This is a genomic window from Ralstonia sp. SET104, from assembly GCF_003851545.1.
Taxonomy (GTDB): Bacteria; Pseudomonadota; Gammaproteobacteria; order Burkholderiales; family Burkholderiaceae; genus Ralstonia.
In genome coordinates this window covers 299425-325077 of the sequence record NZ_BHVX01000002.1, presented here as the reverse complement: position 1 = coordinate 325077, position 25653 = coordinate 299425, and the positions used below count along the sequence as shown (strand labels likewise).

At 63.8% G+C, this 25653-nt stretch carries 23 protein-coding genes; 2 read left to right on the top strand and 21 right to left on the bottom strand.

Features of this window, described 5'->3' with window-relative positions; genetic code table 11:
- Positions 1–200: 200 nt before the first annotated feature.
- Both PSUB009319_RS04130 and PSUB009319_RS04125 read left to right on the top strand, forming a co-directional pair.
- Complete coding sequence (locus PSUB009319_RS04130; RefSeq protein ID WP_124380980.1) at positions 201–1130, top strand: LysR family transcriptional regulator; 930 nt, start codon at positions 201–203, stop codon at positions 1128–1130.
- Positions 1131–1220: 90 nt separating this feature from the next.
- On the top strand, positions 1221–1655 hold the full coding sequence (locus PSUB009319_RS04125; protein ID WP_124380979.1) for a universal stress protein: 435 nt from the start codon (positions 1221–1223) through the stop codon (positions 1653–1655).
- Between the two features lie 203 nt (positions 1656–1858).
- Here PSUB009319_RS04125 and aceA read toward each other — a convergent pair whose 3' ends face one another.
- The 21 genes from aceA to PSUB009319_RS04020 all read right to left on the bottom strand — a co-directional run bounded on the left by aceA (position 1859) and on the right by PSUB009319_RS04020 (position 25618).
- A complete protein-coding gene (gene aceA / locus PSUB009319_RS04120) occupies positions 1859–3163 on the bottom strand; it encodes an isocitrate lyase (protein ID WP_124380978.1) in 1305 nt (434 codons plus the stop codon).
- A gap of 554 nt (positions 3164–3717) precedes the next feature.
- Entirely contained in the window at positions 3718–4137 is a 420-nt protein-coding gene (locus tag PSUB009319_RS04115; protein ID WP_124380977.1) for a gamma-glutamylcyclotransferase, read from the bottom strand.
- Positions 4134–4631 carry a ribonuclease E activity regulator RraA gene (rraA, locus tag PSUB009319_RS04110; RefSeq protein ID WP_124380976.1) on the bottom strand — a complete coding sequence of 166 codons (498 nt, stop codon included), beginning with the start codon at positions 4629–4631 and terminating at the stop codon, positions 4134–4136. Before rraA ends, PSUB009319_RS04115 begins: the two co-directional genes overlap by 4 nt.
- Before the next feature lie 40 nt (positions 4632–4671).
- Positions 4672–6396: a thiamine pyrophosphate-binding protein gene (locus PSUB009319_RS04105; RefSeq protein ID WP_124380975.1), complete on the bottom strand. Its 1725-nt coding sequence runs from the start codon at positions 6394–6396 to the stop codon at positions 4672–4674.
- 68 nt (positions 6397–6464) lie between these two features.
- A complete protein-coding gene (locus PSUB009319_RS04100) occupies positions 6465–7307 on the bottom strand; it encodes a LytTR family DNA-binding domain-containing protein (protein ID WP_124380974.1) in 843 nt (280 codons plus the stop codon).
- Between the two features lie 3 nt (positions 7308–7310).
- Positions 7311–8522 carry a sensor histidine kinase gene (locus PSUB009319_RS04095; RefSeq protein ID WP_124381075.1) on the bottom strand — a complete coding sequence of 404 codons (1212 nt, stop codon included), beginning with the start codon at positions 8520–8522 and terminating at the stop codon, positions 7311–7313.
- A 228-nt stretch (positions 8523–8750) separates the two neighbouring features.
- On the bottom strand, positions 8751–9710 hold the full coding sequence (locus tag PSUB009319_RS04090) for a CysB family HTH-type transcriptional regulator (RefSeq protein ID WP_124380973.1): 960 nt from the start codon (positions 9708–9710) through the stop codon (positions 8751–8753).
- 41 nt (positions 9711–9751) lie between these two features.
- Positions 9752–10858 (bottom strand): sulfate/molybdate ABC transporter ATP-binding protein, encoded by a 1107-nt coding sequence (locus PSUB009319_RS04085; protein ID WP_124380972.1) that lies wholly within the window; start codon positions 10856–10858, stop codon positions 9752–9754.
- Positions 10855–11835 carry a sulfate ABC transporter permease subunit CysW gene (gene cysW, locus PSUB009319_RS04080; RefSeq protein WP_124380971.1) on the bottom strand — a complete coding sequence of 327 codons (981 nt, stop codon included), beginning with the start codon at positions 11833–11835 and terminating at the stop codon, positions 10855–10857. Before cysW ends, PSUB009319_RS04085 begins: the two co-directional genes overlap by 4 nt.
- A 1-nt stretch (position 11836) precedes the next feature.
- Positions 11837–12763 carry a sulfate ABC transporter permease subunit CysT gene (cysT, locus tag PSUB009319_RS04075; RefSeq protein WP_124380970.1) on the bottom strand — a complete coding sequence of 309 codons (927 nt, stop codon included), beginning with the start codon at positions 12761–12763 and terminating at the stop codon, positions 11837–11839.
- 119 nt (positions 12764–12882) lie between these two features.
- Positions 12883–13557, bottom strand: coding sequence for an alpha/beta hydrolase (locus PSUB009319_RS04070; protein WP_124380969.1), 675 nt, complete (start codon positions 13555–13557; stop codon positions 12883–12885).
- A 9-nt stretch (positions 13558–13566) separates the two neighbouring features.
- The gene (locus PSUB009319_RS04065; RefSeq protein ID WP_124380968.1) at positions 13567–14445 is read right to left on the bottom strand and encodes an EAL domain-containing protein; all 879 of its coding nucleotides are present in this window, start codon (positions 14443–14445) and stop codon (positions 13567–13569) included.
- A 50-nt stretch (positions 14446–14495) separates the two neighbouring features.
- The gene (locus PSUB009319_RS04060; RefSeq protein ID WP_124380967.1) at positions 14496–14711 is read right to left on the bottom strand and encodes a molybdopterin-binding protein; all 216 of its coding nucleotides are present in this window, start codon (positions 14709–14711) and stop codon (positions 14496–14498) included.
- A gap of 70 nt (positions 14712–14781) precedes the next feature.
- Positions 14782–15633, bottom strand: a complete 852-nt coding sequence (locus tag PSUB009319_RS04055; protein WP_124380966.1) for an ATP-binding cassette domain-containing protein — start codon at positions 15631–15633, stop codon at positions 14782–14784.
- 26 nt (positions 15634–15659) lie between these two features.
- Positions 15660–16454 (bottom strand): aliphatic sulfonate ABC transporter permease SsuC, encoded by a 795-nt coding sequence (gene ssuC / locus PSUB009319_RS04050; RefSeq protein ID WP_124380965.1) that lies wholly within the window; start codon positions 16452–16454, stop codon positions 15660–15662.
- A gap of 17 nt (positions 16455–16471) precedes the next feature.
- Positions 16472–17635 carry an FMNH2-dependent alkanesulfonate monooxygenase gene (gene ssuD, locus PSUB009319_RS04045; protein ID WP_124380964.1) on the bottom strand — a complete coding sequence of 388 codons (1164 nt, stop codon included), beginning with the start codon at positions 17633–17635 and terminating at the stop codon, positions 16472–16474.
- A gap of 29 nt (positions 17636–17664) precedes the next feature.
- Complete coding sequence (locus tag PSUB009319_RS04040) at positions 17665–18681, bottom strand: sulfonate ABC transporter substrate-binding protein (protein ID WP_124380963.1); 1017 nt, start codon at positions 18679–18681, stop codon at positions 17665–17667.
- Between the two features lie 124 nt (positions 18682–18805).
- A complete protein-coding gene (gene ssuE, locus PSUB009319_RS04035; protein WP_124380962.1) occupies positions 18806–19438 on the bottom strand; it encodes an NADPH-dependent FMN reductase in 633 nt (210 codons plus the stop codon).
- A 28-nt stretch (positions 19439–19466) separates the two neighbouring features.
- The gene (locus tag PSUB009319_RS04030) at positions 19467–20474 is read right to left on the bottom strand and encodes a sulfate ABC transporter substrate-binding protein (protein ID WP_124380961.1); all 1008 of its coding nucleotides are present in this window, start codon (positions 20472–20474) and stop codon (positions 19467–19469) included.
- Between the two features lie 198 nt (positions 20475–20672).
- Positions 20673–23261 carry an ATP-dependent chaperone ClpB gene (clpB, locus tag PSUB009319_RS04025; RefSeq protein ID WP_124380960.1) on the bottom strand — a complete coding sequence of 863 codons (2589 nt, stop codon included), beginning with the start codon at positions 23259–23261 and terminating at the stop codon, positions 20673–20675.
- Between the two features lie 182 nt (positions 23262–23443).
- A complete protein-coding gene (locus tag PSUB009319_RS04020; RefSeq protein ID WP_124380959.1) occupies positions 23444–25618 on the bottom strand; it encodes a 3-hydroxybutyrate oligomer hydrolase family protein in 2175 nt (724 codons plus the stop codon).
- Positions 25619–25653: the final 35 nt, after the last annotated feature.

Below are 25653 nucleotides of genomic sequence, written 5' to 3'. Positions count from 1 at the left end.
GAAGATGGCGCACTCACGCGTTCTATCACGCAGAATGCTTTGCTGACCTTCGCAACGAGGGCCATTGTAGAAAAGGTGACGCAGCGCACAAAGACGGCAATGGTCACATGATCTTTAACTTTTACCAGCGGAATGACGAGTGATAACCTTTATATTCGTCACAATCCCGCAGGCTCCGCTTGCCACGGTATACATCCGGCATGGATCATTTCAAGCAGCTCGAAACCTTTGTCGCCGTCGCTACGCGCGGCAGTCTCTCCGCCGCCGCCGCTGCTGAAGGCGTGGCGCCTGCCATCATCGGACGCCGCATCGACGCGCTGGAAGAACGCTTGGGCGTGAAGCTGCTCGTGCGTACGACACGGCGCATCACGCTCACGTTTGAGGGTTCGGCATTTTTGGAAGACTCACAGCGCATTCTCAACGACCTGCACAACGCCGAGGCCAGCGTCTCGGCCGGCGGCGTAAAGGCCAGCGGGCATCTGCGTGTGACGGCACCTGCCGGCTTTGGCCGCCGCCATGTCGCGCCGATGGTGCCGGACTTCCAGGAAACACATCCGGATGTGTCAATTACGCTGGACCTGGGCGACCGCGTGGTCGACCTCGTCAATGAAGGCTTCGATTGCGCCATCCGCTTGGGTGATCTGCCCGACTCGAGCCTCGTGTCGATTCGCCTGTGGGAAAACCGCCGCGTCGTGGTGGCCGCACCCAGCTATCTGGAACGTCATGGCGTGCCGACACAGGTGGAGCAACTCTCGGGCCACAACTGCCTGGCTTTTGGCGCCAGCGCCAACGTGCAGCGCGGCTGGGTGTTCCAGCAAGGCGGCAAGGCCGTCACCGTGAAGGTGTCGGGCACGATGGAGTGCACGGACGGCGCCGTGCTGCGCGAGTGGTGTCTGCAAGGCTATGGCCTGGCGTGGCGCTCGTGGTGGGAAGTCGGGCATGACATCGCGACGGGCAAGCTGGTGACGGTACTCGACGCGTTCGAAGCGCCCCCGATCGGCATTCACGCGGTGTTTCCGCAGCGCAAGCACCTGCCGCTGCGCGTGCGGTTGTTTATCGACTTCCTCAAAAACACGTACGGCAACCCGGCCTACTGGCGCCGAGCCGACGCCCTCATCGGGATGGACTAGCCATCACTCCCGAGTGGAGGAAACACCGCTTGCGGCCTACAATCAAGACAACGACGTCTTCGCCGCATCCCACCCACTCCAGGAGGCCGCATGTTCCAGCACATCCTCATCCCAACCGATGGTTCCGAGCTGTCGCGCAAGGCGGTGGCGGGCGCGCTCGACTTTGCCAAGACGCTGGGTGCACGCCTGACCGCGTACACCTGCCTGGAGGAATACCCGTACACGCCCTTCTCAGAGATCGTCGTAGAGACCCCGCAGGCGTTCAAGGAGCGCGTTGAAGCCCAGGCGCGCGTGGTGCTCAAGGACGTGGAAGACGCCGCCCGCGCCTCCGGCATCAATTGCAATACCGACATGAGTTGCTTTGCCGTGCCGTACATGGGCATCATCGATGCGGCCGAGCGCCATGGCTGCGACGTCATCTTCATGGCGTCGCATGGCCGGCGCGGGCTGGCGGGGCTGCTGCTCGGCAGCGAAACGCAGAAGGTGCTCACGCATACCGAGATCCCGGTCATTGTCTATCGCTGACGCTCATCCCGCCAACACGCTATCCAGCCGCCTTTTCAGGCGGCTTTTTTTCTCCTTGACACTTGGCTTGCTGGCGCTGGATCTGGAATCGCTTTTCAAGCGCGCATAAAAAAACCGCGCCACTCACGGGACGCGGTTCGAGAGGCCGGCGTGTGGTCAGCACGGCCGGCCCAGGTACCTGGATGCCGGATGCGTCGGCAATCTCAGGCAACCTTCTTGGCTTGCGCCGTTTCTTCGAAGAATTGTTCGTCTTCAGTCGAGCCCTTCAGCGCCGTGGTGGACGCATCGCGCTCGATGGTCTGCGTCACGGCGTCAAAGTAGCCCGTGCCGACTTCGCGCTGGTGCTTGACCGCGGTGAAGCCCTTTTCCGCGGCCTTGAACTCGGCTTCCTGCAGCTCGACGAAAGCGCTCATCTGGTTGCGGGCATAGCCGTAGGCCAGGTTGAACATCGAGTAATTCAGGGCGTGGAAGCCGGCCAGCGTGATGAACTGGAACTTGTAGCCCATCGCGCCGAGTTCCTTCTGGAACCGGGCGATCGTGACGTCGTCCAGATTCTTCTTCCAGTTGAACGACGGCGAGCAGTTATAGGCCAGCATCTTGCCCGGGAACTTGGCGTGAATGGCTTCGGCAAACTTCTTGGCATATTCCAGATCCGGCTTGCCGGTTTCGCACCACACGAGGTCAGCCACTTCAGCGTAGGCCAGGCCGCGCGAGATGGCTTGCTGCAGGCCAGGCTTGGTGCGGTAGAAGCCTTCAACGGTACGCTCGCCGGTGCAGAACGGTTGGTCGTTTTCATCCACGTCGGCGGTCAGCAGGTCAGCGGCCTCCGCATCGGTACGGGCGATCAGCACGGTCGGCACGCCCATCACGTCGGCAGCCAGACGCGCAGCCACCAGTTTGCTCACGGCTTCACGCGTCGGCACCAGCACCTTGCCGCCCATGTGGCCGCACTTCTTCACGGCAGCCAGTTGATCTTCAAAGTGCACGCCCGCCGCGCCCGCCTCGATCATGGCCTTCATCAGCTCAAACGCGTTCAGCACGCCACCGAAACCGGCTTCTGCATCCGCCACGATCGGGGCGAAGAAGTCGATGTCGTCCTTACCTTCCGACCATTGGATCTGGTCAGCGCGCTGGAACGTGTTATTGATCTTCTTGACGACCTTGGGCACCGAATCTACTGAATACAGCGATTGGTCCGGATACATCTCGCCGTTGCTGTTGGCATCGCCCGCAACTTGCCAGCCCGACAGATAGATCGCCTTCAGGCCCGCCTTGACCTGCTGCATGGCCTGGTTGCCCGTGAGCGCGCCCAGTGCGTTGACGAACGGCTCGTTGTTGATCAAGTCCCACAGCTTTTCGGCACCACGCTTGGCAAGCGTGTGCTCGATCTGCAGCGAGCCGCGCAGGCGCACGACGTCTTCAGCGGTGTAACCACGCTTGATGCCCTTCCAACGCGGGTTGGTATCCCAATCCTTTTGCAGCTTCTGCACTTCGAGTTCGCGTGACATCGCACTCTCCTGTTTGATCGCATCCATCAAATGAAAACCGGGTAACTCACTCTGCGCCTTGAGCCGCTGGCACCTTCCTGGGGTGCTGCCGAATGGCTCAAGTCATATGTCTTATATAAGAGTGTAGGGAGGCGCAGTGCGACGCAGCAAGGAGAACATCGATACAGGAGGAAAGTTTTATTTTTTACTTTTCATTGACTTAGCGTTCATGTTTCATGATGCGGAAAGATTTTTCCCATCATGAAAGGCAGTCATGGTGCTGTGCGATGCGCAATTTTTGCGGACCAAAAAGTCTTTCCGCATTATGAAAAATTGCAGACATCTGACCGTCACATTGCATGCGCACAAAAAAACGCCGCAGGCGCGGCGTTCACGTTGATTGCGTGTGGGCTCAGGACTGTCGCTCTACTAACCGAGGGTGGCGGGCCTGACGACAGCGTTAGCAGACCGGCCATCTAGACACCGGCAGACCCGAAGGTCTCACCGCCTGGCTCGCCGCAAAGCATTGGCGTTCACAAGCGCCGGACATTGTCCGTCTATCGTCCCTGTCGGAATCAGCCTAACGTCAGCCGATGCGCGACCCAATCTCCGCCCGTAATTACGGCCCGGCCCGCGATGTGCTGCGCGCTGACCGGATAGACGATGCAATCAACCGGCTCGCTGCCCAGCATGACGGCGTGGTTTTCACGCAGGAACAGCGCATCGCCGCCGGGATAGACCGCTTCGATCTCGTCCAGCACAGGGACGAGCGCTGCATCGATGCGGTATACGTCACCGCGCACAGCGGTGCCGGTCGGGTCCAGCACGAGGCCGGGGTAGGCGCCGAAGTCGTACAGGCGCCCGTGCAGCGTGGCGGTGCCCAGCAGTTCTGGCTCGGGAATGCCGCGGTTGGCGGCGGCAACGCGCAGGTCATTCGCCTCACCTGCACGCAACGTGCCGTAGACGAATACGTGGATGGCGTTAGCGTGATTCATTCGAGTACATCCTGCGAAACCAGCACGCCGTCTTCATCGGCATAGATCCACTCGCCGGACTGAATGTAGGCACCGGGCATCTGCACGCCCACTTCACGTTGCCCGGCGTTCTTCTTGATGCTCTTGCGCGGATGCACCGCCAGCGCGTGGATACCCACATTGCATTCGCTCAGCTCGCGCGTATCGCGCACGCAACCGTTGAGCAGAATGCCTTCCCAGCCGTTCTCTTCGGCCAGCTTGCCAAGGTTGCCGCCCACCAGCGCGCAGCGCAGCGAGCCGCCGCCATCGATCACCAGCACGCGGCCCGCGCCCTGCTCTTCCAGCGCGGCACGCACCAGGCCGTTGTCTTCAAACACCTTGAGCGTGGAAGCGGGGCCGGCAAACGCGGCGCGCTTGCCATAGCTGCGGAACACCGGCGTGAGCACACGCAGGCTTCCGTACACCAGCTTGTCTTCGTGCATGTCGCACAAGTCGGTCACGGGAATCATCGTCATGGCAATGGGTGGATTGGCGTTGGCAAAATCAAAAACGGCATCAGCTGCGCGACTGGGCACGCAACGAATCAATCGTCGCGCGCGGGCTGATGATATTCGGATCGGTCTGCACTTCAATCATGCTGGCAACGGGCGCCACGAGCGCCGTCTCCACAGCGGACTGAAAACCTTCGAGCGAGCGCACCGTATGCCCTTGCGCGCCATATGCACGCGCCAGCGCGGCAAAGTCCGGGTTGCGCAGTTCAGTGCCGCTCACGTGCGCGGGGTACTCGCGTTCCTGGTGCATGCGGATGGTGCCGTACATACCGTTGTTGACCACGATAAAGATCACCGGCGCGTTGTACTGCATGGCCGTTGCCAGCTCTTGGCCGTTCATCAGGAAGCAGCCGTCGCCGGCCATGCAGATGACGGGCGTGTCAGGGCAGACAATCTTGGCGGCCACGGCGGCGGGTGCGCCATAGCCCATCGCCCCGCTGGTCGGTGCAAGCTGCGTACGCGTGCCGCTCGCCAGCGCGCCGTATTGATAGAAGCGATGCAGCCACGTCGCGTAGTTGCCCGCTCCGTTAGTCAGGATGCTGTTGTGCGGCAAGCGCTCGCGCAACCATTGCATGGCGCGGGCCATGTCGATGCCCTGGCCGTTAAACGGCGGCGGCACGATGTTGGCGAGGTACTCCGCGTGCGCGGCTTCGGTCCAGGCGGACCAGCGCGGTGGCCTATCAGACGCTTGGGGCGCAACGCCCTCGAGCGCTTCTGCAATCGCCGCCATTGATGCATGAATCATCAGATCGGCTTGGTAGACGCGCCCCAGCTCTTCAGCGCCGGCATGCACGTGGATGAGCGTCTGCTTCGGGCGCGGCACATCGAACAGCGTGTAGCCGGAGGTCGTCATCTCGCCCAAGCGCGGGCCGATGGCGAGCACCACATCCGCTTCTTTCACACGCGCCGCCAGCTTCGGGTTGATGGCGATACCGACATCGCCCGCGTAGTTCGGGTGACGGTTGTCGAACAGGTCTTGCCGGCGAAACACGCAGGCGGCGGGCAAGTTCCAGCGCTCGGCAAAAGCCTGCATGCGGGCGGCCGCCTGCGGGGTCCAGCCGGAACCGCCCAGCAGCAGCATCGGGCGCTCGGCGTTTTGCAACAGCGTCTTCAGTTGGGCGAGATCGCGTGGGCCGGGCCACGCCATCGCGCGGGGCATCGGCGGCACATCGGCCACGGCGGCAACCTCGGTCAGCATGTCTTCCGGCAGCGCCAGCACCACCGGGCCGGGGCGGCCGGCGGTGGCGGTCTGGAATGCACGTGCAATGTACTCGGGGATGCGTTCGACGCTATCGATCTGCGCAACCCACTTGGCCATCTGGCCAAACATGCGGCGGTAGTCGATTTCCTGAAAGGCTTCGCGATCGGCAAAATCACGGCCGACCTGGCCGATGAACAGAATCATCGGCGTGGAGTCCTGGAATGCGGTGTGCACGCCAATGCTGGCATTGGTGGCGCCCGGCCCGCGCGTGCAGAAGACGATCCCGGGGCGGCCGGTGAGCTTGCCGTAGGCGTCAGCCATGTTGGCGGCGCCGCCTTCTTGCCGGCAGACGATGAAACGTGCGCGGTCGCGGCGCTGGTAGAAGCCTTCGAGCACCGAGAGGTAGCTCTCGCCCGGCACACCGAAGGCCATGTCAACGCCATGGGCGACAAGCGCGTCAACAAGAATCTGGCCGCCGTGGCGTGGCTCGGCGACGATGCTGGCGGGGCGTGCGGCGGCTGTCTCCATGGCGGGTACTCTCGCTCTCGATCCGTTGACGACACAACGGATCATAGCGGAACCCGCCTTGCTGTCGACTACATCTGCCGGAACAAATGCGCGTATTGCCGCGCGACCGGCAGCGTCTCGGTGCGCCCTCGGATCTTCAAACCCAGGCGGCCCAGCGACAGATGCACGGCGCTCGACACATGCGCCACGTTGACCACCGTACCGCGATGCACTTGCCAGAAGTGTTCGGGGTCAAGCTGAGTCAACAAGTCGCGCAGGCTCGTACGAATGAGCGACTCACCACTGCCGGCAACCACATTCACGTACTTGTCAGTGGCTTCCAGATAGATCACGTCATCCACGGGGATGAAGCGCACCTCCTGCCCGACCAGTGCCTTGATGAAGCGCAGATAGCCGCCCTGCGGCGTTGCACGCGTTTGCGCAGCACCCTGCAGGCCTGCGAGACGCTCGACGAGTTCGGCCAGCGTCTGTGCGGGGTCAGCGGTGGGGTTGGCAGCGGCGTTGGCGTTATCGTTCAGGCGCGCGCCCAGCCGATCCTTCAGGCGCTTGACGGTCTCGGCCAGGCGCTCGGTCTGCACGGGCTTGAGCACGTAGTCAACCGCGGCCTGCTCGAAGGCATCGAGCGCAAACTGGTCGTACGCGGTGACGAACACGACCAGCGGACGATCTTCCCGATCCGATAGCTCACGCGCCACGTCAATGCCCGACAACCCCGGCATGCGGATGTCGAGAAAGACGACATCAGGCCCCTGCCTCTGAGCCGCATCGTCAATCACGTCGAGCACCGATTGCCCGTCGTGCACGGCCGGCAGCAGCATGGCTTCGGGCCAGAGCGCAGCCAACTCGGCGACGAGGTTGTCGGCCAGCGCCGGTTCGTCATCGGCAATGAGCAAACGTGGGGACACTGGCATCGATCAGGTTCCGGCGGACGCGCGCGAAGACAACGCGGCGTTGGTGGCAGGGCGTGAAGATTGGGAAAAGCAGCAGCGCCATTCGGGGGCATCTGCTTGGGCGGGCGCACCGGTCGCTTCGCGTGCGAGTGGCAGCTCGACGATGATTGTCACGCCGTGCGGCACGGTTTCGGTAATCGTCAGGCGCGCATCGCCATCAAACAAGCGCGACAGGCGTTCACGCACATGCGTGAGGCCAAGCCCCGAACCCTTGGCGCCATCGTTGCCAAAACCAACGCCCGTATCACGCACCTCCAGCACAAGGCGTTCGCCCTCGTTGTGGGCAGCCAGGCGGGCCGAGAGCGCAATCTCGCCGCCCTCGCGCGCGGGCTCGATGCCGTGCACGACGGCGTTCTCCACCAGCGGCTGAATCAGCATGGGCGGGATGACGATGTTAGCGATGGCATCGTCCAACGCCACCGAAAACCGCAACCGGTTGCCGAAGCGCAGCGCCTGGATGTCGAGATACGCGCGCAGCAGCGCAAACTCCTGCGCAAGCGTGCATTGCTCAGCGCGGGCATGTGAAAGCGAGGTACGCAGAAAGCCGATCAGGTGCTGCAGCAAGCGCCGCGCGCCAGCCGGGTCCCGCGCGATCAGCACATCGACGTGTGCCAGCGAGTTAAACAGGAAGTGGGGCTCGATCTGCGCCTGCAGCGCCATGAGCTGCGCACGCACGACCTGCTTCTCAGCCTCTTCACGCTCCAGCGCATCAAGCGCGGCCTGACGCTGCAACGCCGCCAGCTTGCCGCGCGACCAGTAGAAATACGTCGCACCCAGCGCAGCCAGCATGGCGATGATGAAACTCATGCGCAGGCTGTCGGCGCGCCACGGCATGGCGCTATTGCCGTTCAGGCAGAGAATCGTGCGCGCAATCCACTGCCCCAGCGGCACCCCGATCAGCACGGCCCCGATGACGATCCACGGAAAGAGTTTCTTGCTGGGCGGCCCGTCACCCCAGAGCGCATGGCGCGGAATGCCGATCAGCGTGAACATTGACAGCCCGATCGACTGGCTGAAGACAAAGTCCTGCCAGAACGTCTCTTCCGGGCGAATGCCGAACGCCAGCACCGTCGCGATCAACGTATTGATGACGATGATGACGGCGTAGCGGATCAGCCAGCGCCGCACGAAGCGCCGGCAGTCGGCAAGCGAAGGACGAGACACATTGGCGAGCATGCGGGCGATCTTACCGGAGGCGGGCGGCACGGCGCAGCAGGGCTGCACCGGATTGAGCGTATTGGTGTTGGGCGGGTTGGGTGTAGAGGACGGCGGACATGGCGGTCTTTGACGGAACCGGGGATGTCCGCAGTATAGGAATGGCGCCTGGGCAGGCACCATGCGCGTGCGACGAATGGCGGGATTGGGGGGATGAACGGCTGCCCGCCGGCCTTGCTAGCGTGGTGCTTACGCCGCCAGCACCTCCCGCACCGACTGCGCCACCACCGTGGAAGCCACCGCCTCCGCCACCGTCTCGCGCGAAAGATGCGGCGCAAACATGCCGATAAAGTCATGCGCATACCCGCGCAGATAGGCGCCACGACGCACCGCCACGCGCGTGGTGTTGGGCTCAAACAGATGGTCAGCCCCAATGCAGACGAGGTTGTCGTCTTTGCGCCCGTCATACGCCATCGACGCGATGATGCCTACACCTACATCCAGTGCCACGTAGGTCTTGATCACGTCGGCATCCATTGCGGTCAGCACGATCTCGGGGTGCAGGCCGGCACCAGCAAAAGCGGCATCAATGTTGCGGCGGCCCGTAAAGCCCGCGTCGTACGTGATGAGCGGATATTGCGCCACGTCTTCCAGCGTGGGTAGCGGGTTCTGGGTCAGTGGATGGTCCGGGCTGACCACCAGCACGTGGCGCCAGCGGTACGCCTCGAACGAGGTCAGTCCTGGCTCATTGGCCACGGCCTCGGTGGCGATGCCGATATCGGCTTGCCCCGTGAGCAGCAGCTCGACGATGTGCGAAGGCGACGCCTCCTGCAGCGCCAGTGTCACGTGCGGATACGACTTGCGGAACGCCTGCACCACCTTCGGCAACGCATAGCGCGCCTGCGTGTGCGTGGTCGCCACGGTCAGGCGGCCGGACTGGCGGCCGGAGAATTCCTCGCCCGCCTGGCGCAGGTTTTCGGCTTCGAGCAGCAGGCGCTCGACAATGCGGACGATCTCGCGGCCGGGCTCGGTCAGGCCGGTCAGGCGCTTGCCGTAGCGCTCGAAAATCTCCACGCCAAGCTCATCCTCCAGCTCGCGGATCTGCCGCGACACACCCGGCTGCGATGTGTACAGCGCGTTGGCGACTTCGGTCAGGTTGAACTGGCGGCGTACCGCCTCGCGGATGGAACGCAGTTGTTGGAAATTCATGGCTCGTGTCCTCTCGTATTGGTTGTCGTCGGAGCAGCGCGTTATGCGGTAGGTTGCACGGTCGGCCGTGCGCCTTGGGCAAACACGCGCATGGCGCGCGGGCGCACCACCAGCGTTTCACCTTCACGAAAGCCCTCGGTGCGAAAACGTTCGATGGGCAGGGAGACTTCGATGATGTCGTCAGTGTCTTCGCGTTCCAGCTCAAGCTGCGCGACGGCGCCCAGCGTGAGCGCCCGGCGCAGCGTCACGGGAATGCCGTCGGCGCCCGGGGCATAGCGCTCCAGGTCGATCTCGTGAGGGCGCACGAACGCCACTGCCTGGTCTGCGCGCGACGAATCGACGCCAGCCGACGGCACGTTGATGGACGATTCGCCCACGTGCAGCACGCTGCCGCTCTCACCCTCTTCCAGGCGGCCGTGGAACAGGTTCACGTTGCCGAGGAAGCCGTAGACAAACGGCGTGGCCGGTGTGTTGTAGACCGCATCGGGGCTGCCGACCTGCTCCACCTGTCCACGGTTCATCAGCACCACGTTGTCGGCCACTTCCAGCGCTTCTTCCTGATCGTGCGTAACAAACAGGCTGGTGACATGCAGATCGTCATGCAGGCGGCGCAGCCAGCGGCGCAGTTCCTTGCGCACCTTGGCGTCGAGCGCGCCAAACGGCTCGTCGAGCAGCAGCACGCGCGGCTCCACCGCGAGCGCACGCGCCAACGCAATACGTTGCCGCTGGCCGCCCGACAGTTGCGGCGGGTAGCGATCGGCCAGCCAGTCAAGCTGCACGAGTTCCAGCAGTTCTTTCACCTTGGCGCGGATCTGCGCATCGCTCGGCCGCTGCGCACGCGGTTTCACGCGCAGGCCGAAGGCCACGTTCTCGAACACCGTCATGTGCTTGAACAGCGCGTAGTGCTGGAACACGAAACCGACCTGGCGCTCGCGCACATGCTGCGCGGATGCGTCTTCGCCATTCAGATGAATCGCGCCTGCATCCGCATGCTCCAGCCCCGCAATGATGCGCAGCAGCGTGGTCTTGCCACAGCCCGACGGGCCCAGCAGCGCGGTCAATTCGCCCTGCTTGAAATCGAGCGAGACATCGTTGAGAGCAACGAAATTGCCAAAGCGTTTGGTGATGTGTTGAACCTGAATGCTCATGCTGCGCTCCCTTCGAGCGGAGATTGCACGGAGATGTGCGATTTCGAAACGGGCGTGTGTTGTGCAACGCGCTGGCCCGGACCTTCACCCACACCGGCATCTGCATCGGCAAGCTCACGTCGGCTATGCCATTGCACCAGCGTCTTTAGCGCTAGCGTCACAAGCGCCAGCAGCGTCAGCAGCGAGGCCACGGCAAACGCGGCCGCAAAGTTGTATTCGTTGTAAAGAATCTCGACGTGCAGCGGCATCGTGTTCGTCAACCCGCGAATGTGGCCCGACACCACCGATACCGCACCAAATTCACCCATCGCCCGCGCATTGCACAGGATCACGCCGTACAGCAAGCCCCACTTGATGTTGGGCAGCGTCACGCGCCGGAACGTCTGCCAGCCCGATGCGCCCAGCACGATGGCGGCTTCCTCCTCCTCGCTGCCTTGCGCCTGCATGAGCGGAATCAGCTCGCGCGCCACGAACGGGAACGTCACAAACACGGTGGCCAGCACAATGCCCGGCACGGCAAAGATGACCTTGAAATCGTGCGCTGACAGATAGGGCCCGAACCACCCCTGCGCGCCAAACAGCAACACGTAGATCAAGCCCGCGATGACCGGCGACACCGAGAACGGCAAGTCGATCAGCGTAAGCAGCAAGTTCTTGCCGCGAAACTCGAACTTGGCAATCGCCCAGGCCGCGGCCACGCCAAACGCCACGTTGAGCGGCACCGCAATCGCCGCGATGGTCAGCGTCAGATAAACCGCCGACAGCGCGTCGGGTTCGGTCAGCGCCTCCAGATAGACGTCGATGCCCTTTTTGAACGCCTCGTAGAACACACTCGCCAGCGGCACGAACAGAAACAGCGCGAGAAACACGAACGACACGAGGATCAACGTCGCGCGCACCCAGGCGGATTCGGCCGTAGCGCCACGCCGCGCGGCAGCCGGCGCTTGGCCGAGTTGTCGGGAAACCGTACCGGCCATCTCAGGCTCCTGTCGCAAGGGTTTCGGGGGCACGCTCGATGGCGTCATGGCCGCGCGGGTTACCAATGCGGCGGCGGCGCGTCCAGGCTTGCAATAGGTTGATCACCAGCAGCAGCGTGAACGAGATGCCGAGCATGACAACGGCAATGGCCGTGGCGCCTGCGTAATCGAACTGCTCAAGCTTGGAATAGATCATCAGCGGCGTGATCTCAGAGATCATCGGCATGTTGCCGGCGATGAAGATGACCGAGCCGTATTCGCCCGTAGCCCGCGCAAAGGCCAGCGCAAAACCAGTCAACAAGGCGGGCAGCAAGGTCGGCAGAATCACGCGGATGAACGTCTGCCAGCGTGTGGCACCCAGGCTGGCGGCAGCCTCTTCCAACTCGGCCTCCAGGTCTTCAAGCACCGGCTGCACAGTGCGCACGACAAACGGCAGGCCGATGAACGTGAGCGCCACCACAATGCCCAATGGCGTGAACGCGACCTTCAGCCCCAGCGGCGCCAGCAGCGAGCCGATCCAGCCATTGGGCGCATACAGCGCGGTGAGCGCGATGCCCGCCACGGCAGTCGGCAGCGCAAACGGCAGATCGACCAGCGCATCAATCAACCGCTTGCCCGGAAAGCGATAGCGCACCAACACCCACGCCAGGATCAGCCCGAACACCAGGTTGACCACCGCCGCAATCAGCGAAGCACCGAACGTCAGCTTGTACGACGCCACCACGCGCGGTGCGGTGACGGTGGCCCAGAACGCGTCCCACGTCATCGTGAACGTCTTGAGGACAGTCGCCGACAGCGGGATCAACACGATCAGCGCGAGGTACAGCAGCGAAAAGCCCAGCGCCAGCCCGAAACCGGGGAGCACGTTGGCGGGCCGTTGCCGCTTGGAGGGAAACAACGCAGAAGACAATGCAGAAGACAGGCTCATCAAGCGCACCGATAAAAATGGCCGCAGAGCAAAAACACTGCGGCCGATATGCAGATGAACCGATTGTGGCGAACCGTTCTTATGACGAAAACGAATATTTGCGCATGTGCATCATCGTTTTAGATATAAGGAGTGCTCGGCAAAACCTCCCACTGGGCTTGCCAGTCTGCGCCGTCGCGGGTGGTGTCTTGTGCACTTGCACGGCCGATCAGGCGGTCAAGCAGGGTTAAGCCAGCGTCCCATTCGCCCAGGTTGGAGTCGGCGTTGATATGGCCGGCGTCCCCTGCGTCTACAAATTCAACGCCCCAGCGCGCACCCCAGTCGATGGCGTTGCCCTGCGGCATCCACGGATCGTTGCGGCTGGCGACGAGCGTGGCGGGAAACAGCAAGGCGCGCTGCGGCAGCAGATCACGCACGCCAAATTTGTCCGGGTCGGCCGGAGCGACGAGCAGCACGGCGGCTACCGCTTCTTTTGTCTGCGCCGCCCAATGCAGCGACGCGAGGCAACCGAAGCTGTGCGCCACCAGAATCACGCGGCGCTTGGTGCGAGATGACGGCCGCTCGGGATGCGCCGCACGTACCGCCTCGCCCACACGTGCAGACCAGCGCGGTAGATCGGGCATCGACCAGTCGGTCTGCACCACGCGGCGCCAATCCGGAAACCGGTGCTCCCACCGCGTCTGCCAGTGGCCGGGGCCGCTGCCATGCAAACCGGGCACGGTCAGGATGATGGCGTCTGCTGGCCACAGCCAGGTGTGTGCGTCCGATGCGGTTGCGGGTGCGCTGCGTGCCATGGTGCGTGCTCATTCCGCCAGAGAAAAGCCAGCGCACTGTTGCTGCACGAGCGGCGCCTGCGCCATCGGCATTAACAGCGGCGTGGACGAAGGTTCCGGCTCGGGTTCGGCGCCCGGCAGGATGCTGCCCTGCACATAGGTGATACCGGCTGCGCGGGCCAGCTCCAGATCGCTCGGGCGTTCGCAGCGTCGCAACGCAAGCGTCACGCCCAGCTCGCGCGCAGAATCGGCCAGCGACACCACATGCCGCGTGTGCCAATCGCGCCGCGCGTCGAGCTTCAGATATGCAGGCTTCGCATGCACAAGCAGCGCACCCGCTTCCGCCGGGTCCGACGCCTGCACTGCCACGGCAAAACCGTTGCGCCGGTAGTTGTCCACCACAAACAGCAGCAGGCCCAAGTCATCGTTGGCCGTGGACGGCATCTGGATGACGAACTGATCCGGGTGCAAGCCCAGTGCCGTCACCGCGCGCTGGAACGCCCTGCCATGATCAGCCGCCACCGCCGCCAGCAAGCGGCCATGGACGTTCAGCACCAGCCGCTGCGCATCGGTGCGGGCAAAGTAGTTGAGCGTATGCACCAGCCGGCACAGGCGGTCCAGTTCCACCAGCGTGCTGTCATCTGACGCCAGCGAGAACATCTTCCACGGGTTCAGGCCCAGATCGCCACCGCGCGTCCAGGTGCGCATCAGCGCTTCGTGGCCGGCGGGCGCCAGAGAGCCATCGGCGGCAAGCCGCCAAACCGGCTCGAACAGACTCGTAAGCGCGCAATGGAAGAACTGGCCCTGCACGCGGCCGGCGGCGTCACGCCACAGTTGGCGATCGGGCGTCGGTGCGTTGGGCAAGGTGCCGAGAAATTGTGCAAGTGCAGTGGTGTGCATGAGACTCATGGGATTGGGCTCCTGAGTGGTCCTGCTAGGTCGCCGTCTCCTCCCCGTCCTTACAGTTTGGCGATCGACACTTCCGTCGCCTTCACCAGCGCCACCACTTCACTGCCGATCTTAAGGCCGAGGTTGTCGACCGAGCGCGTGGTGATGACCGAGGTAACGATGCCGGCCTGGGTCTCCACGTCAATCTCCGAGAGCACGTCGCCCCGGATGATCTCCTTGATCTGCCCGCGAAACTGGTTGCGGACGTTAATCGCTTGAATGCTCATGATGCTCCTTCTTAGATGACAACAGCGCTACGTGCCAATGAATGTTTTCAGCAGAACGTCTTGCGGCGCCTTACACGGCCCAGCGCACCGCTGTGGCCGCCACGTCAAAGGGTGATGCCCACGCCGTGTGCGAGCGCACATCGGTCACTTCATTCGGATCGATCTTGCGCTGCATCACGCGGTTGAGAATGGCTTCTTCCAGCCGCGCAAACGCAGGCGAGCCCCGATGCCTCGGTCGTGGCAGATCGATGCGCGCATCCAGCGCAATGCGGCCCTCTTCGATCAGCACCACACGGTCAGCCAGCGCCACCGCCTCGGCCACGTCGTGCGTGACGAGCACGGCGGTAAAACCCAGGCGCTGCCACAGGCCTTCGATGAGGTTCTGCATGTCGATGCGGGTGAGCGCATCAAGCGCGCCCAGCGGTTCATCGAGCAGCAACAGGCGTGGGCGATGCACCAGTGCACGGGCCAGTGCTACACGCTGGCGCTGTCCGCCCGACAGGCGCGATGGCCACTCCCCTGCACGCTCGGCCAGCCCCACCTGCGCGAGCACTTCCGCAGCCTGCGCACGCTGCGATCCTGGGAACCTGCTGGGCAGGCCCAACGCAACGTTGTCGAGCACCTTCTTCCACGGCAGAAGACGTGCGTCCTGGAACATCACGCGGGCGTCATCGTGCAGGCCATCTCCGGTTTCGCCATCGCGACGCAGGTGGCCGTCGTCAATGCCCTCCAACCCCGCAATCAGCCTCAGCAGCGTGCTCTTGCCGCAGCCGCTGCGCCCGACGATGACGACAAACTCGCCCGGCGTAATCTCCAGATCGATACCGTGCAGCACTTCACGATCGCCATAGCGTTTGATGACGTGTTCGATGTGCAAGGCGGTGCCGGCCAGCGCGGCGTGTTCAGTAGCGTTGCTTTGCATGCGTGTCTCCAATTCGGCATTCGGCCTCAGGCGGCCGCTTGATATCCGGGGTGCCAGCGCAGCCAGTAGCGCTCCAGCCCGCGCGACAGCCAATCCGCCAGCTTGCCCAGCAGCGCGTACAGCAGGATGCCCAGCAGCACCACGTCGGTCTGCAGGAACTCGCGCGCGTTCATCGTCATGTAGCCAATGCCGGCTTGCGCAGAGACCGTCTCCGCCACGATCAGCGTCACCCACATCAGGCCGAGCGAGAATCGCACACCCACCAGAATCTGCGGCAGCGCGCCGGGCAGGATCACCTCGCGGTAGAGCTGCGCCCGCGACAAACCATAACTGCGCGCCATCTCCACCAGCGCCGGATCCACCGAGCGGATGCCGTGATACGTGTTCAGGTAAATCGGAAAGAACACGCCCAGTGACACAAGAAACAACTTGGCCGATTCGTCAATGCCGAACCACAGGATGACCAGCGGAATCAGCGCCAGCACGGGGATGTTGCGCACCATCTGCAAGGTGGTATCGAGCAGCGTCTCGGCGGTACGGAACGTGCCGGTCAGCAGCCCCAGCGCCAGCCCCAGCGAGCCGCCGATGACGAAGCCCAGCAGCGCGCGCCACGTGCTCACCGCCACATGCGTCCACAGCTCGCCCGAGCGCGCCAGCTCGATGGCGGCCTTGGCCACATCCAGCGGCGCGGGCAGGATGCGGTTCGAGAGCCAGCCCCACTGTGCGCAGGCCTGCCACAGCACCAGCAGCACGAGCGGCACAACCCACGGCGCCACCCGTTGCCCGGCGGTGCGCAGGAAGGTGTTGGGTTTCAATGCCATCGCCCTCTCCTTCGGTTTCAGCTTGCCGCCACGCGCGGCAGGATGCCTGTGGCGACCACCTCGCCAAACGGCCCGTTGAGCACGTTGCCCGGCAATTTGTCACGCACCGAGCGCGGCAACAGCGGAAACACCAGTTCGGCAAAGCGGTACGCCTCTTCCAGATGCGGATAGCCGGAGAGCACGAACGTATCGATGCCAAGCGCTGCGTATTCCTGCATGCGTGCGGCCACCGTTTGCGGATCACCCACCAGTGCGGTGCCTGCGCCGCCGCGCACCAGGCCAACGCCGGCCCACAGGTTTGGGCTGATTTCCAGATCAGCCCGGGTGCGTCTGACGCCGTTGGCATGCAGCGCCGCCATGCGCTGTTGGCCGGCAGAATCCATCTTGCGGAAGGCTTCCTGCGCACGGGCAACGGTGTCGTCATCGAGCTTGCTGATGAGCCGATCGGCAGCGGCCCAGGCTTGCTCCTCCGTCTCGCGCACGATCACATGCAGGCGGATGCCAAAGCGCACCGTGCGGCCACGCTTGGCAGCGCGCTTGCGCACGTCGGCAAGCTTCTCGGCCACGGCAGCGGGCGGCTCGCCCCAGGTGAGATACGTATCGACCTGCTCCGCGGCCAGCTCATGCGCTGCTTCCGACGAGCCACCGAAATACACCGGCGGATGCGGTGTCTGCACAGGCGGATACAACACCTTCGCACCCTTCACGCTGAGGTGCTTGCCGGTGAAATCCAGCGCCGCACCGTCATGACTCGCCGCCAGCGTTTCGCGCCAGATGCGGATGAATTCTTCCGAGGCCTCATAGCGTTGCGCGTGGTCGAGGAACAGGCCATCGCCGGCCAGCTCGGCCGGATCGCCGCCGGTGACGAGGTTCACCAGCAGACGCCCGTTCGACAGACGGTCATACGTGGCAGCCATGCGCGCAGCCAGCGTGGGCGCCATCAGCCCTGGGCGCACCGCCACCAGAAAGCGCAGGCGCTTCGTCACCGGTATCAGGCTCGCGGCCACGATCCACGGGTCTTCGCACGAGCGGCCGGTGGGAATGAGTACGCCTTCGTAGCCGAGCGTGTCGGCGGCCACGGCCACTTGCTGCAGATAGGTGTGATCGACCTGACGCGCGCCCTCAGTGGTGCCGAGGTAGCGGCTGTCGCCGTGGGTCGGGATGAACCAGAAGACTTGCATGACTGCTCCTTTCGAAATGGTCATGGCGATCAGCGAGCCGCTTGTTGTGCAGCGGGTTGTGCGCTCGGTTTCCAGGCAGAATCCGCCACCTTCACCTGGCGCGGAATCAGCTTGAGCGTGTGGAACGTGTCGGCAATGCGCTGTTGATCCGCCAGTGCCTCGGGCCCCACCGGCCGGATGCCATAGGCGATGCGCGAGACGGAGCGCGCCACCACCGCTGGCTCAAGGCCGAGTTGCGGCCCAAGGATGTTCGTGACGTCCTTCGGGTTGGCCTCGGCCCACGTGTCGGTTTTCTTCAGCTCATCGAGCACGATGTTCAGCACATCGGGCCGTGCGCCCGCATAGCCCTTCGAAGCCAGGAAGTACTGCGCGTTGTTGACCACGCCCGTGCCATCGGCCAGCACGCGCGCGCCAAGCTGCGTTTCAGCCGCTGCGAAGAACGGGTCCCAGATCACCCATGCGTCAATGGCGCCGCGCTCGAATGCGGCGCGCGCATCAGCCGGCGTCAGGTAGACGGGCTGGATATCGCTGTAGGGCACCTTGGCCTTCTCCAGCAGCTTCACCAGCAGGTAGTGCACGTTCGAGCCCTTGTTGAAGGCGACGCGCTTGCCGCGCAAGTCCGTCACGCTCTTGAGCGGTGAGTTCTTCGGCACGATGATTGCCTCGCCCGCCGGTGCGGGCGGCTGGTTGCCCACGTAGACGAGATGCGCACCGGCGGCCAGCGCGAAAATCGTTGGTGCTTCACCTGTAGTGCCAAAATCGATGGCCCCAACATTCAACCCTTCGAGCAACTGCGGGCCGGCGGGAAACTCCGTCCACTTCACCTCAATGCCCTGCGCAGCGAGGCGCTTTTCCAGCGTGCCACGCGCCTTGAGCACAGTCAGCGTGCCGTACTTCTGATAGCCGATGCGCAGCTGCCTGGCGGCATTGGGTGGCGGCGTATCGCTGTTGGCAAACGCAGCGGGCGCGCCCAACGTGGCAAACAGCGTAGCGAGGGTCACGGAAACGCGGGTCAAAGTCCTGCGCAGGGGCGAATGTTTTTTCATGGCAAGTTCAGTTGATGTGGGATGCAGGGGCGGCACGATCCGCGCGCAGGTGCTGCGCGGCATGACAACAACGGGAAAGCGTTGGCGGTGTAGTTGGCGGTGTAGGCGGCGCGCGTTCAGCGCATCAGGCCAGACATCGCATTCGCTGGGCGTCAGCCTGGGGGTGGGTTAACGCGGCGGCGCGTGCGGTGCTGCGGCTGGCGACGATCACCTGTGCGACCGTCGGGTGCCGTGCCAGCGCCAGGGCCTGGTGCACGCGCTCCACACCATCGTCGAGGCGCTGTTGCAACGATGGGTCAACAATCACACCGTCGTCAGCCACGACGATCTGCGAATCCACAGCAAAGATGCCCGGCAGGATCGAACGCGCGGCGAGCGCTGTCAGCACCGGGCGCAGCGCATAGTCGATCGCCAGCGTGTGGGCGAGACTGCCTCCGGTGGCGATCGGCAGCACGACCTTGTCGCGCAGCCCGCTCTGCGGCAGCAGATCGAGAAACGTCTTGAGCAGGCCGCTATAGGCGGCCTTGTAGACCGGCGTGGCAAGAATCACCACCTCGGCCGCCTCCACCCGCGCCACTGCATCGGCAATGGCGGCGTCGGACACCTGCGCGCCCAGCAGCGCATCGGCTGGCAGGCCGCGCAGGTCGAGGTGGTCCGCCCGCTCGCCAGCGCGCTCAAGCTGCGCCCGCACATGGCCCAGCAGCCGCGCAGACCGCGATTGCGCAGAAGGGCTGCCGGAAATGGTCAGGATTTGCATGATGCGGACACACCTGTGAGAGTCGGGTTTACTTGCCCGGTTGATAGAGCTGATCAAACTGAGCGCCATCGGCAAAGTGCGTTTTCTGCGCCTTCTGCCAGCCGCCAAACGTGTCGTCGATGGTCACCAGCTTCACTTTCGGGAATTCGCTCTCGTGCTTCCTGGCCACCGCCGGGTCGGTCGGTCGATAGAAATTCTTCGCGCCAATCTCCTGGCCCTGCGGCGTGTACAGAAACTTGAGGTAAGCCTCGGCCACCTTGCGCGTGCCCTTCTTGTCGGCCACCTTGTCCACCACCGCCACCGGCGGCTCGGCCAGGATGGAGATGGATGGCACCACCACGTCAAACTTGTCCTTACCCTCCACGCGCGAGGCCAGCAGCGCCTCGTCTTCCCACGCGATCAGCACGTCGCCGATTCCGCGTTCCGTGAAGGTGGTGGTGGCGCCACGCGCACCCGAGTCGAGCACCGGCACATTCTTGTAGAGCCTCTGTACGAACTCCTTGGCCGTTGCATCCGAGCCGCCCGGCTGCTTGAGCGCATAGGCCCACGCGGCCAGGTAGTTCCAGCGTGCGCCGCCCGATGTCTTCGGGTTAGGCGTGATGACGGCAATCCCCGGCCTGATCAGATCGTTCCAATCCTTGATGCCCTTCGGGTTGCCCTTGCGCACCAGAAACACGATGGTCGACGTGTACGGCGAGGCATTGTGCGGCAGGCGTTTCTGCCAGTCCTTGCCCGTCAGCCCCTTCTCGGCAATCGCGTCAATGTCGTAGCCGAGGGCGAGCGTCACCACATCGGCGTCCAGCCCGTCGATGACGGAGCGGGCTTGCTTGCCCGAGCCGCCGTGCGAAACGCGCAGGGTGAGGTCTTCACCCGTCTCGGCCTTCCATTTCTTGGCGAATTCGGTGTTGATCTCTTTGTACAGCTCGCGCGTCGGGTCATACGACACGTTCAGCAGCGTCGTTGCCGCGTGCGCACCGGCGGCTCCCCCCGCCACGATGGCAGCCGCAATGGCGTGGAAGACAAACTTGCGAATCATCTTGCTGGCTCCGTTTCTTATGTCTGATGGATTTGGAACAGGAGCAAGACTACCGAGCCGGTCTTGTACGGGGAACGAATGGTTTCAGGGAATGTTCATTGGATTTCGCATATGGGCTGCGCCGACGGTGGCAAACCCAAAAACAAAAAGCCGCCCTGGCTAACTCCAGAGCGGCTTTTAAACACACTACATCAAGCTTCAGTGCACGACCCGGTCAAACGTGAAGTTACCCTCCCGATAATCCACCGGCACCACATCCTTGGGCGCGTACTTGCCTTCAAGAATCATCCGCGCCACCGGATTCTCCAACTGCTGCTGAATGGCGCGCTTCAACGGCCGCGCCCCAAACACCGGGTCATAACCAGCAGACGCCAGCTTGGCCACCGCCTCGTCGCTGATCTCAAGCGTCAAGTCCATGTGCGCCAGCCGCGCCGCCAGCCGCTTGAGCTGGATGCGCGCGATCGATTCGATGTTGCGTTGGTCCAGCGCATGGAACACCACCACCTCATCAATCCGGTTCAGGAACTCGGGCCGGAAATGCGTCTTCACCTCCTGCCACACCGCACCCTTGATCACATCCGCCGGTTCGGTCGCCATCTGTTGGATGAGTTGTGAACCGAGGTTGGACGTCATCACGATCACCGTGTTCTTGAAGTCCACCGTGCGGCCCTGGCCATCGGTCAGGCGGCCATCGTCCAGCACCTGCAGCAGCACGTTGAAGACATCCGGGTGTGCTTTTTCAACTTCATCCAGCAGCACCACGCTATACGGCTTGCGGCGCACGGCTTCAGTCAGGTAACCACCCTCTTCGTAGCCGACATAGCCCGGGGGCGCGCCAATCAGGCGGCTCACGGAATGCTTCTCCATGAACTCGCTCATGTCGATGCGGATGAGGTGCTCTTCCGAATCAAACAGGAAGCCGGCCAGCGCCTTGCACAGCTCGGTCTTGCCGACACCCGTCGGGCCCAGGAACAGGAACGAGCCGTAGGGCTTGTTCTCGTCCGCAATGCCGGCACGTGAGCGGCGGATGGCGTCAGACACGAGGCGCACGGCCTCGTCCTGGCCAACCACACGCTCGTGCAAGCGGTCTTCCATCTTGAGCAGCTTTTCGCGCTCGCCCGTCATCATCTTGGCCACGGGGATGCCCGTTGCGCGGCTGACGACTTCGGCAATTTCTTCGGCGCCCACCTGCGTGCGCAGCAATTTGTTCGGCTGCTTCTGGCCGGCAGACTCCGCCGCGGTGGCAGCCTTGAGCTTGCCTTCCAGCTCGGGCAGCTTGCCGTATTGCAGCTCAGCCACTTTGTCGAGCTTGCCTTCGCGCTGCAGCTTGGCGATTTCCAGCTTGATCTTCTCGATCTCTTCCTTAAGCGCAGCGGCACCTTGCGCGGCGCCCTTCTCGGCCTTCCAGATTTCGTCCAGATCGGCGTATTCCTTTTGCAGGCGGTCGATCTCCTGCTCGATCAGTTCCAGACGCTTCTGCGAGGCTTCGTCGGTTTCCTTCTTCACCGCCTCGCGCTCGATCTTGAGTTGGATCAGGCGGCGGTCGAGCTTGTCCATCGCCTCGGGCTTCGAGTCAATCTCCATCTTGATGCGCGCCGCCGCTTCGTCGATCAGGTCGATGGCCTTGTCCGGCAGGAAGCGGTCGGTGATGTAGCGGTGGCTGAGTTCAGCCGCAGCCACGATCGCCGGGTCGGTGATCTCCACGCCGTGGTGCAGTTCGTACTTCTCCTGCAGGCCGCGCAGGATGGCAATGGTCGCCTCTACGCTCGGCTCGCCTACAAGCACCTTCTGGAAGCGGCGCTCCAGCGCGGCGTCTTTCTCGATGTATTTGCGGTATTCATCCAGCGTGGTCGCGCCAATGCAATGCAGCTCGCCGCGGGCTAGTGCGGGCTTGAGCATATTGCCCGCGTCCATCGCGCCTTCGGCCTTGCCTGCACCCACCATGGTATGAATCTCGTCGATGAAGAGGATGGTCCGGCCCTCTTCCTTGGCGATGTCGCTCAGCACAGCCTTCAGGCGTTCTTCAAACTCGCCGCGATACTTGGCGCCGGCCAGCAGGCCCGCCATATCAAGCACCAGCACGCGCTTGTTCTTCAGGCTTTCGGGCACTTCGCCGTTGATGATGCGCTGCGCCAGCCCTTCAACGATGGCGGTCTTGCCCACGCCCGGCTCGCCGATCAGCACCGGGTTGTTCTTGGTGCGGCGCTGCAGAATCTGGATCGCACGGCGGATTTCATCGTCGCGGCCAATCACCGGGTCGAGCTTGCCGATCCGGGCCATCTCGGTCAGGTCGATGGTGTACTTCTTGAGCGCTTCGCGCTGGCTTTCGGCCTCTGCGCTGCCGACGGTCTGGCCGCCGCGCACAGCGTCGATGGCGGCTTCGAGCGGCTTGCGCGACAGGCCATGCTCGCGCGCAATGCGGCCGGCCTCGCCCTTGTCATCGGCGGCGGCCAGCAGGAACAGCTCGCTGGCGATGAACTGGTCGCCACGCTTGATGCCTTCTTTCTCGGTCTGCTGCAGCAGGCTGCCCAGATCACGCCCGACCTGTACCTGTTCGCCACCCTGCACCTGCGGCAGATGCTTGATGGCGCGGTCCAGCGCGGTATCCAGCGCGCCCGTGTTGACGCCGGCGCGGGCCAGCAGGTTCTTGGTGGCCCCATCCGGCTGGCGCAGCATGGCCAGCAGCAGGTGGACCGGTTCAATGTACGGATTGTCGTTGCCCAGCGCCAGGCTCTGCGCGTCGGCCAGTGCTTCCTGGAAGCGGGTGGTCAATTTGTCCAAACGCATTAAAAACCCCTTGCGGAAAATGTTTTACTGCTCCGAAAGATAGGGAGCTTCGGTGGCATTTCAAGCACGGAAACGCTGGTTTTCATGCAGGTTTGTCCAAAAACAAACGGCGGCGCGCCTGCTGGTCACGCCACCGCCCCAAGTGCTTCAGAATCGTCTTGGTTGCCGCATTGGCCCCCGCCTCAATTGGGCACCGATACCGTCGTCGTACCGCCCGCCACCGTCACCGAGATACGGTCACCTGCCGCCGGCGTGTTCGTGAAGTTCGGCACGTTGGTTGCGCTGATGGCCGGAGCAGCACCGGGCGTGCCACCGCGCGGGGTTGTGCGCACCACCTGCGAGGGCGGCAGCGGCGTGCCGCTCTTCAGGTTGGCGTACAGCGCGTCGAGCGCGCGTTGCTCATACAGCACCAGCGGCACGAACAGCGTGTCGTAACCGGGCACGAGGTCGATAAAGCCATCGAAGTGCTGCGCGTTCATCACCTCGATATACGACAGCTTGCTCGACCCGCCCTCCACCTTGGCATTCAGCCCCAGGTACGGGCGGGAGCCGTGGTTGACCGGCAGCAGCGCATCGTTGCGCCCCTGCACGATCAGCGCGGGCTTGCCTTGCAGGTTGCCGGTGCGCAGGGTCTGGCTGATGCCGGTCTGCAACGATTGCGACGCCGCATCCGCGCCGGTCAGCAGGTTGCGCAGGCACAGTGCGCCATCGAGGTTGGCGACCTGCGTGCCGGTGGAATCCACCGACTGGTTGCTGCGCGCCGGCCCGCCCTGCGCGTTGTTGTTGACGAGCTGCACGCCGGAGGTAGGTGGAATGCCGTTGCCCAATGCCGCCATCTGCGCGAGTGCCGTGGCGTTCACGGCGGTCGGGTGGAACGCCGCATCGGTGGCGGCAAAGCTCAGGCCGCAAAGGTTGTCGGTCACACTGGCGCGCGACAGCGCATTGCCGAAGGTAGTCGCCACCGACGGGTCGATCTCGTAGAACGACATCGACGCGTGCACCAGGTCCGACTCGGGCTCCCAACCGTAGGCGCGCATCTTCTGCAGGGCTTCATCAGCCTGGGCAGCCGCCGTGGTGGATGTCAGCAGCCCCGCCGCCTTGAGCGCAGCGCACCGGTTGGCCTGCACACCGGCCGGGAACGTGGCCAGGCTGGTGAAGAACGCCTGCGCCGGTGCCGTCGCCACACTGCCCGACGATGCCGCGCACAGCCGGAACACGTTAGCGTAGCTCACGTAGTCGAACAGGGGCTTGCCCGTCGTCGGCAGCGCCGTACCACCGCGCACCACCTGCACGCCGGTGTTGGCTGGCAGGTTCAGGCCGGGCTCACCAACGGCCACGCCGTCGATCCAGCCGCCCGTGTCCTGCTCCGCCGCTGCGATGGCTGCGCCACCGCCGTTGGAGATGCTCGACGCGATGACGATGGTGTTGTCCGGGCGCACCGGCAACGCGCTGCCAACCAGCGTGCCGCTAGCCCCCCCGATCTTGTCGTTGATCGCCCAGAACGCGAACTGCACGGCCTGCAGAGTAAACAGACCCCAGTCCTTCTCTGGGTTGCGCTGCGAATGCGCGTGCTTGAATGCCAGCCGGTTCGGCGTGGCGGCATTGAACACAGCAAGCTGGCTGCTGGTAAGCGGCGCGGCGAAGTGCGCGTTGGAACCGGCGGCGCTGCGCGTGGTGCGCGTGCCGTCTTGCAGCACAACGGTATCGGTAGCCAGATCGTGCGGGCCGGCGCCGGTGCCCTTGTCCGTATAGGCGACGGCGCACTTGCGCTTGAGGCCCCACTCGCCGGTGGAAATCGCGCCATAAACGCCACGCGAGCCCGACGAGGTGGCAGTGATGATGCAGGGGTTGCTGGCATCGAAACTGTCTGGGATCTGCACCAGCAGCACGACGTTCTGCTGGCCGGTGCCGTCGTCGGAATAGGTCACGTACTCGCTGCCGGCGATCATGCCCGAGCCCTGCGTGACGTTGCCGCTGGCGTCAACGTTCGGGCCGTAGAGCGTGCCGTAGCCGCCCTTGGCCGCCGTGTCGACGAGCGCACGGTAGTTGGCGTAGATCGCCAGGCGGCGCAGTTCGGCCGCCGTGGGTGCCGTTGCATTGGCGATGGCCGGCGCGGGGGTGGAAGCCAGGCCGCTGGCGCCCAGCCCCGCGGTCAGCAGGTCGTCCGATACGCCGTCGTAGCGGTTGATGGTCACCTTGCCGGCAAAGGCCGGCTTGGTGTTGCCGGGCACGTTGTTGCCGTCATTGCCGCCGCAGGCACTCAGCACGCCGCAGCCTGCCAGTAGCAAGGCACCGGCCGCCACGAAGTTGCTTGCCCTGACGTGCCGTCGCAGGTGCGCCGTTCGGATTGGTTTCATTGCGTCTCCTTCTCGTTATGGATGGAACAACACAA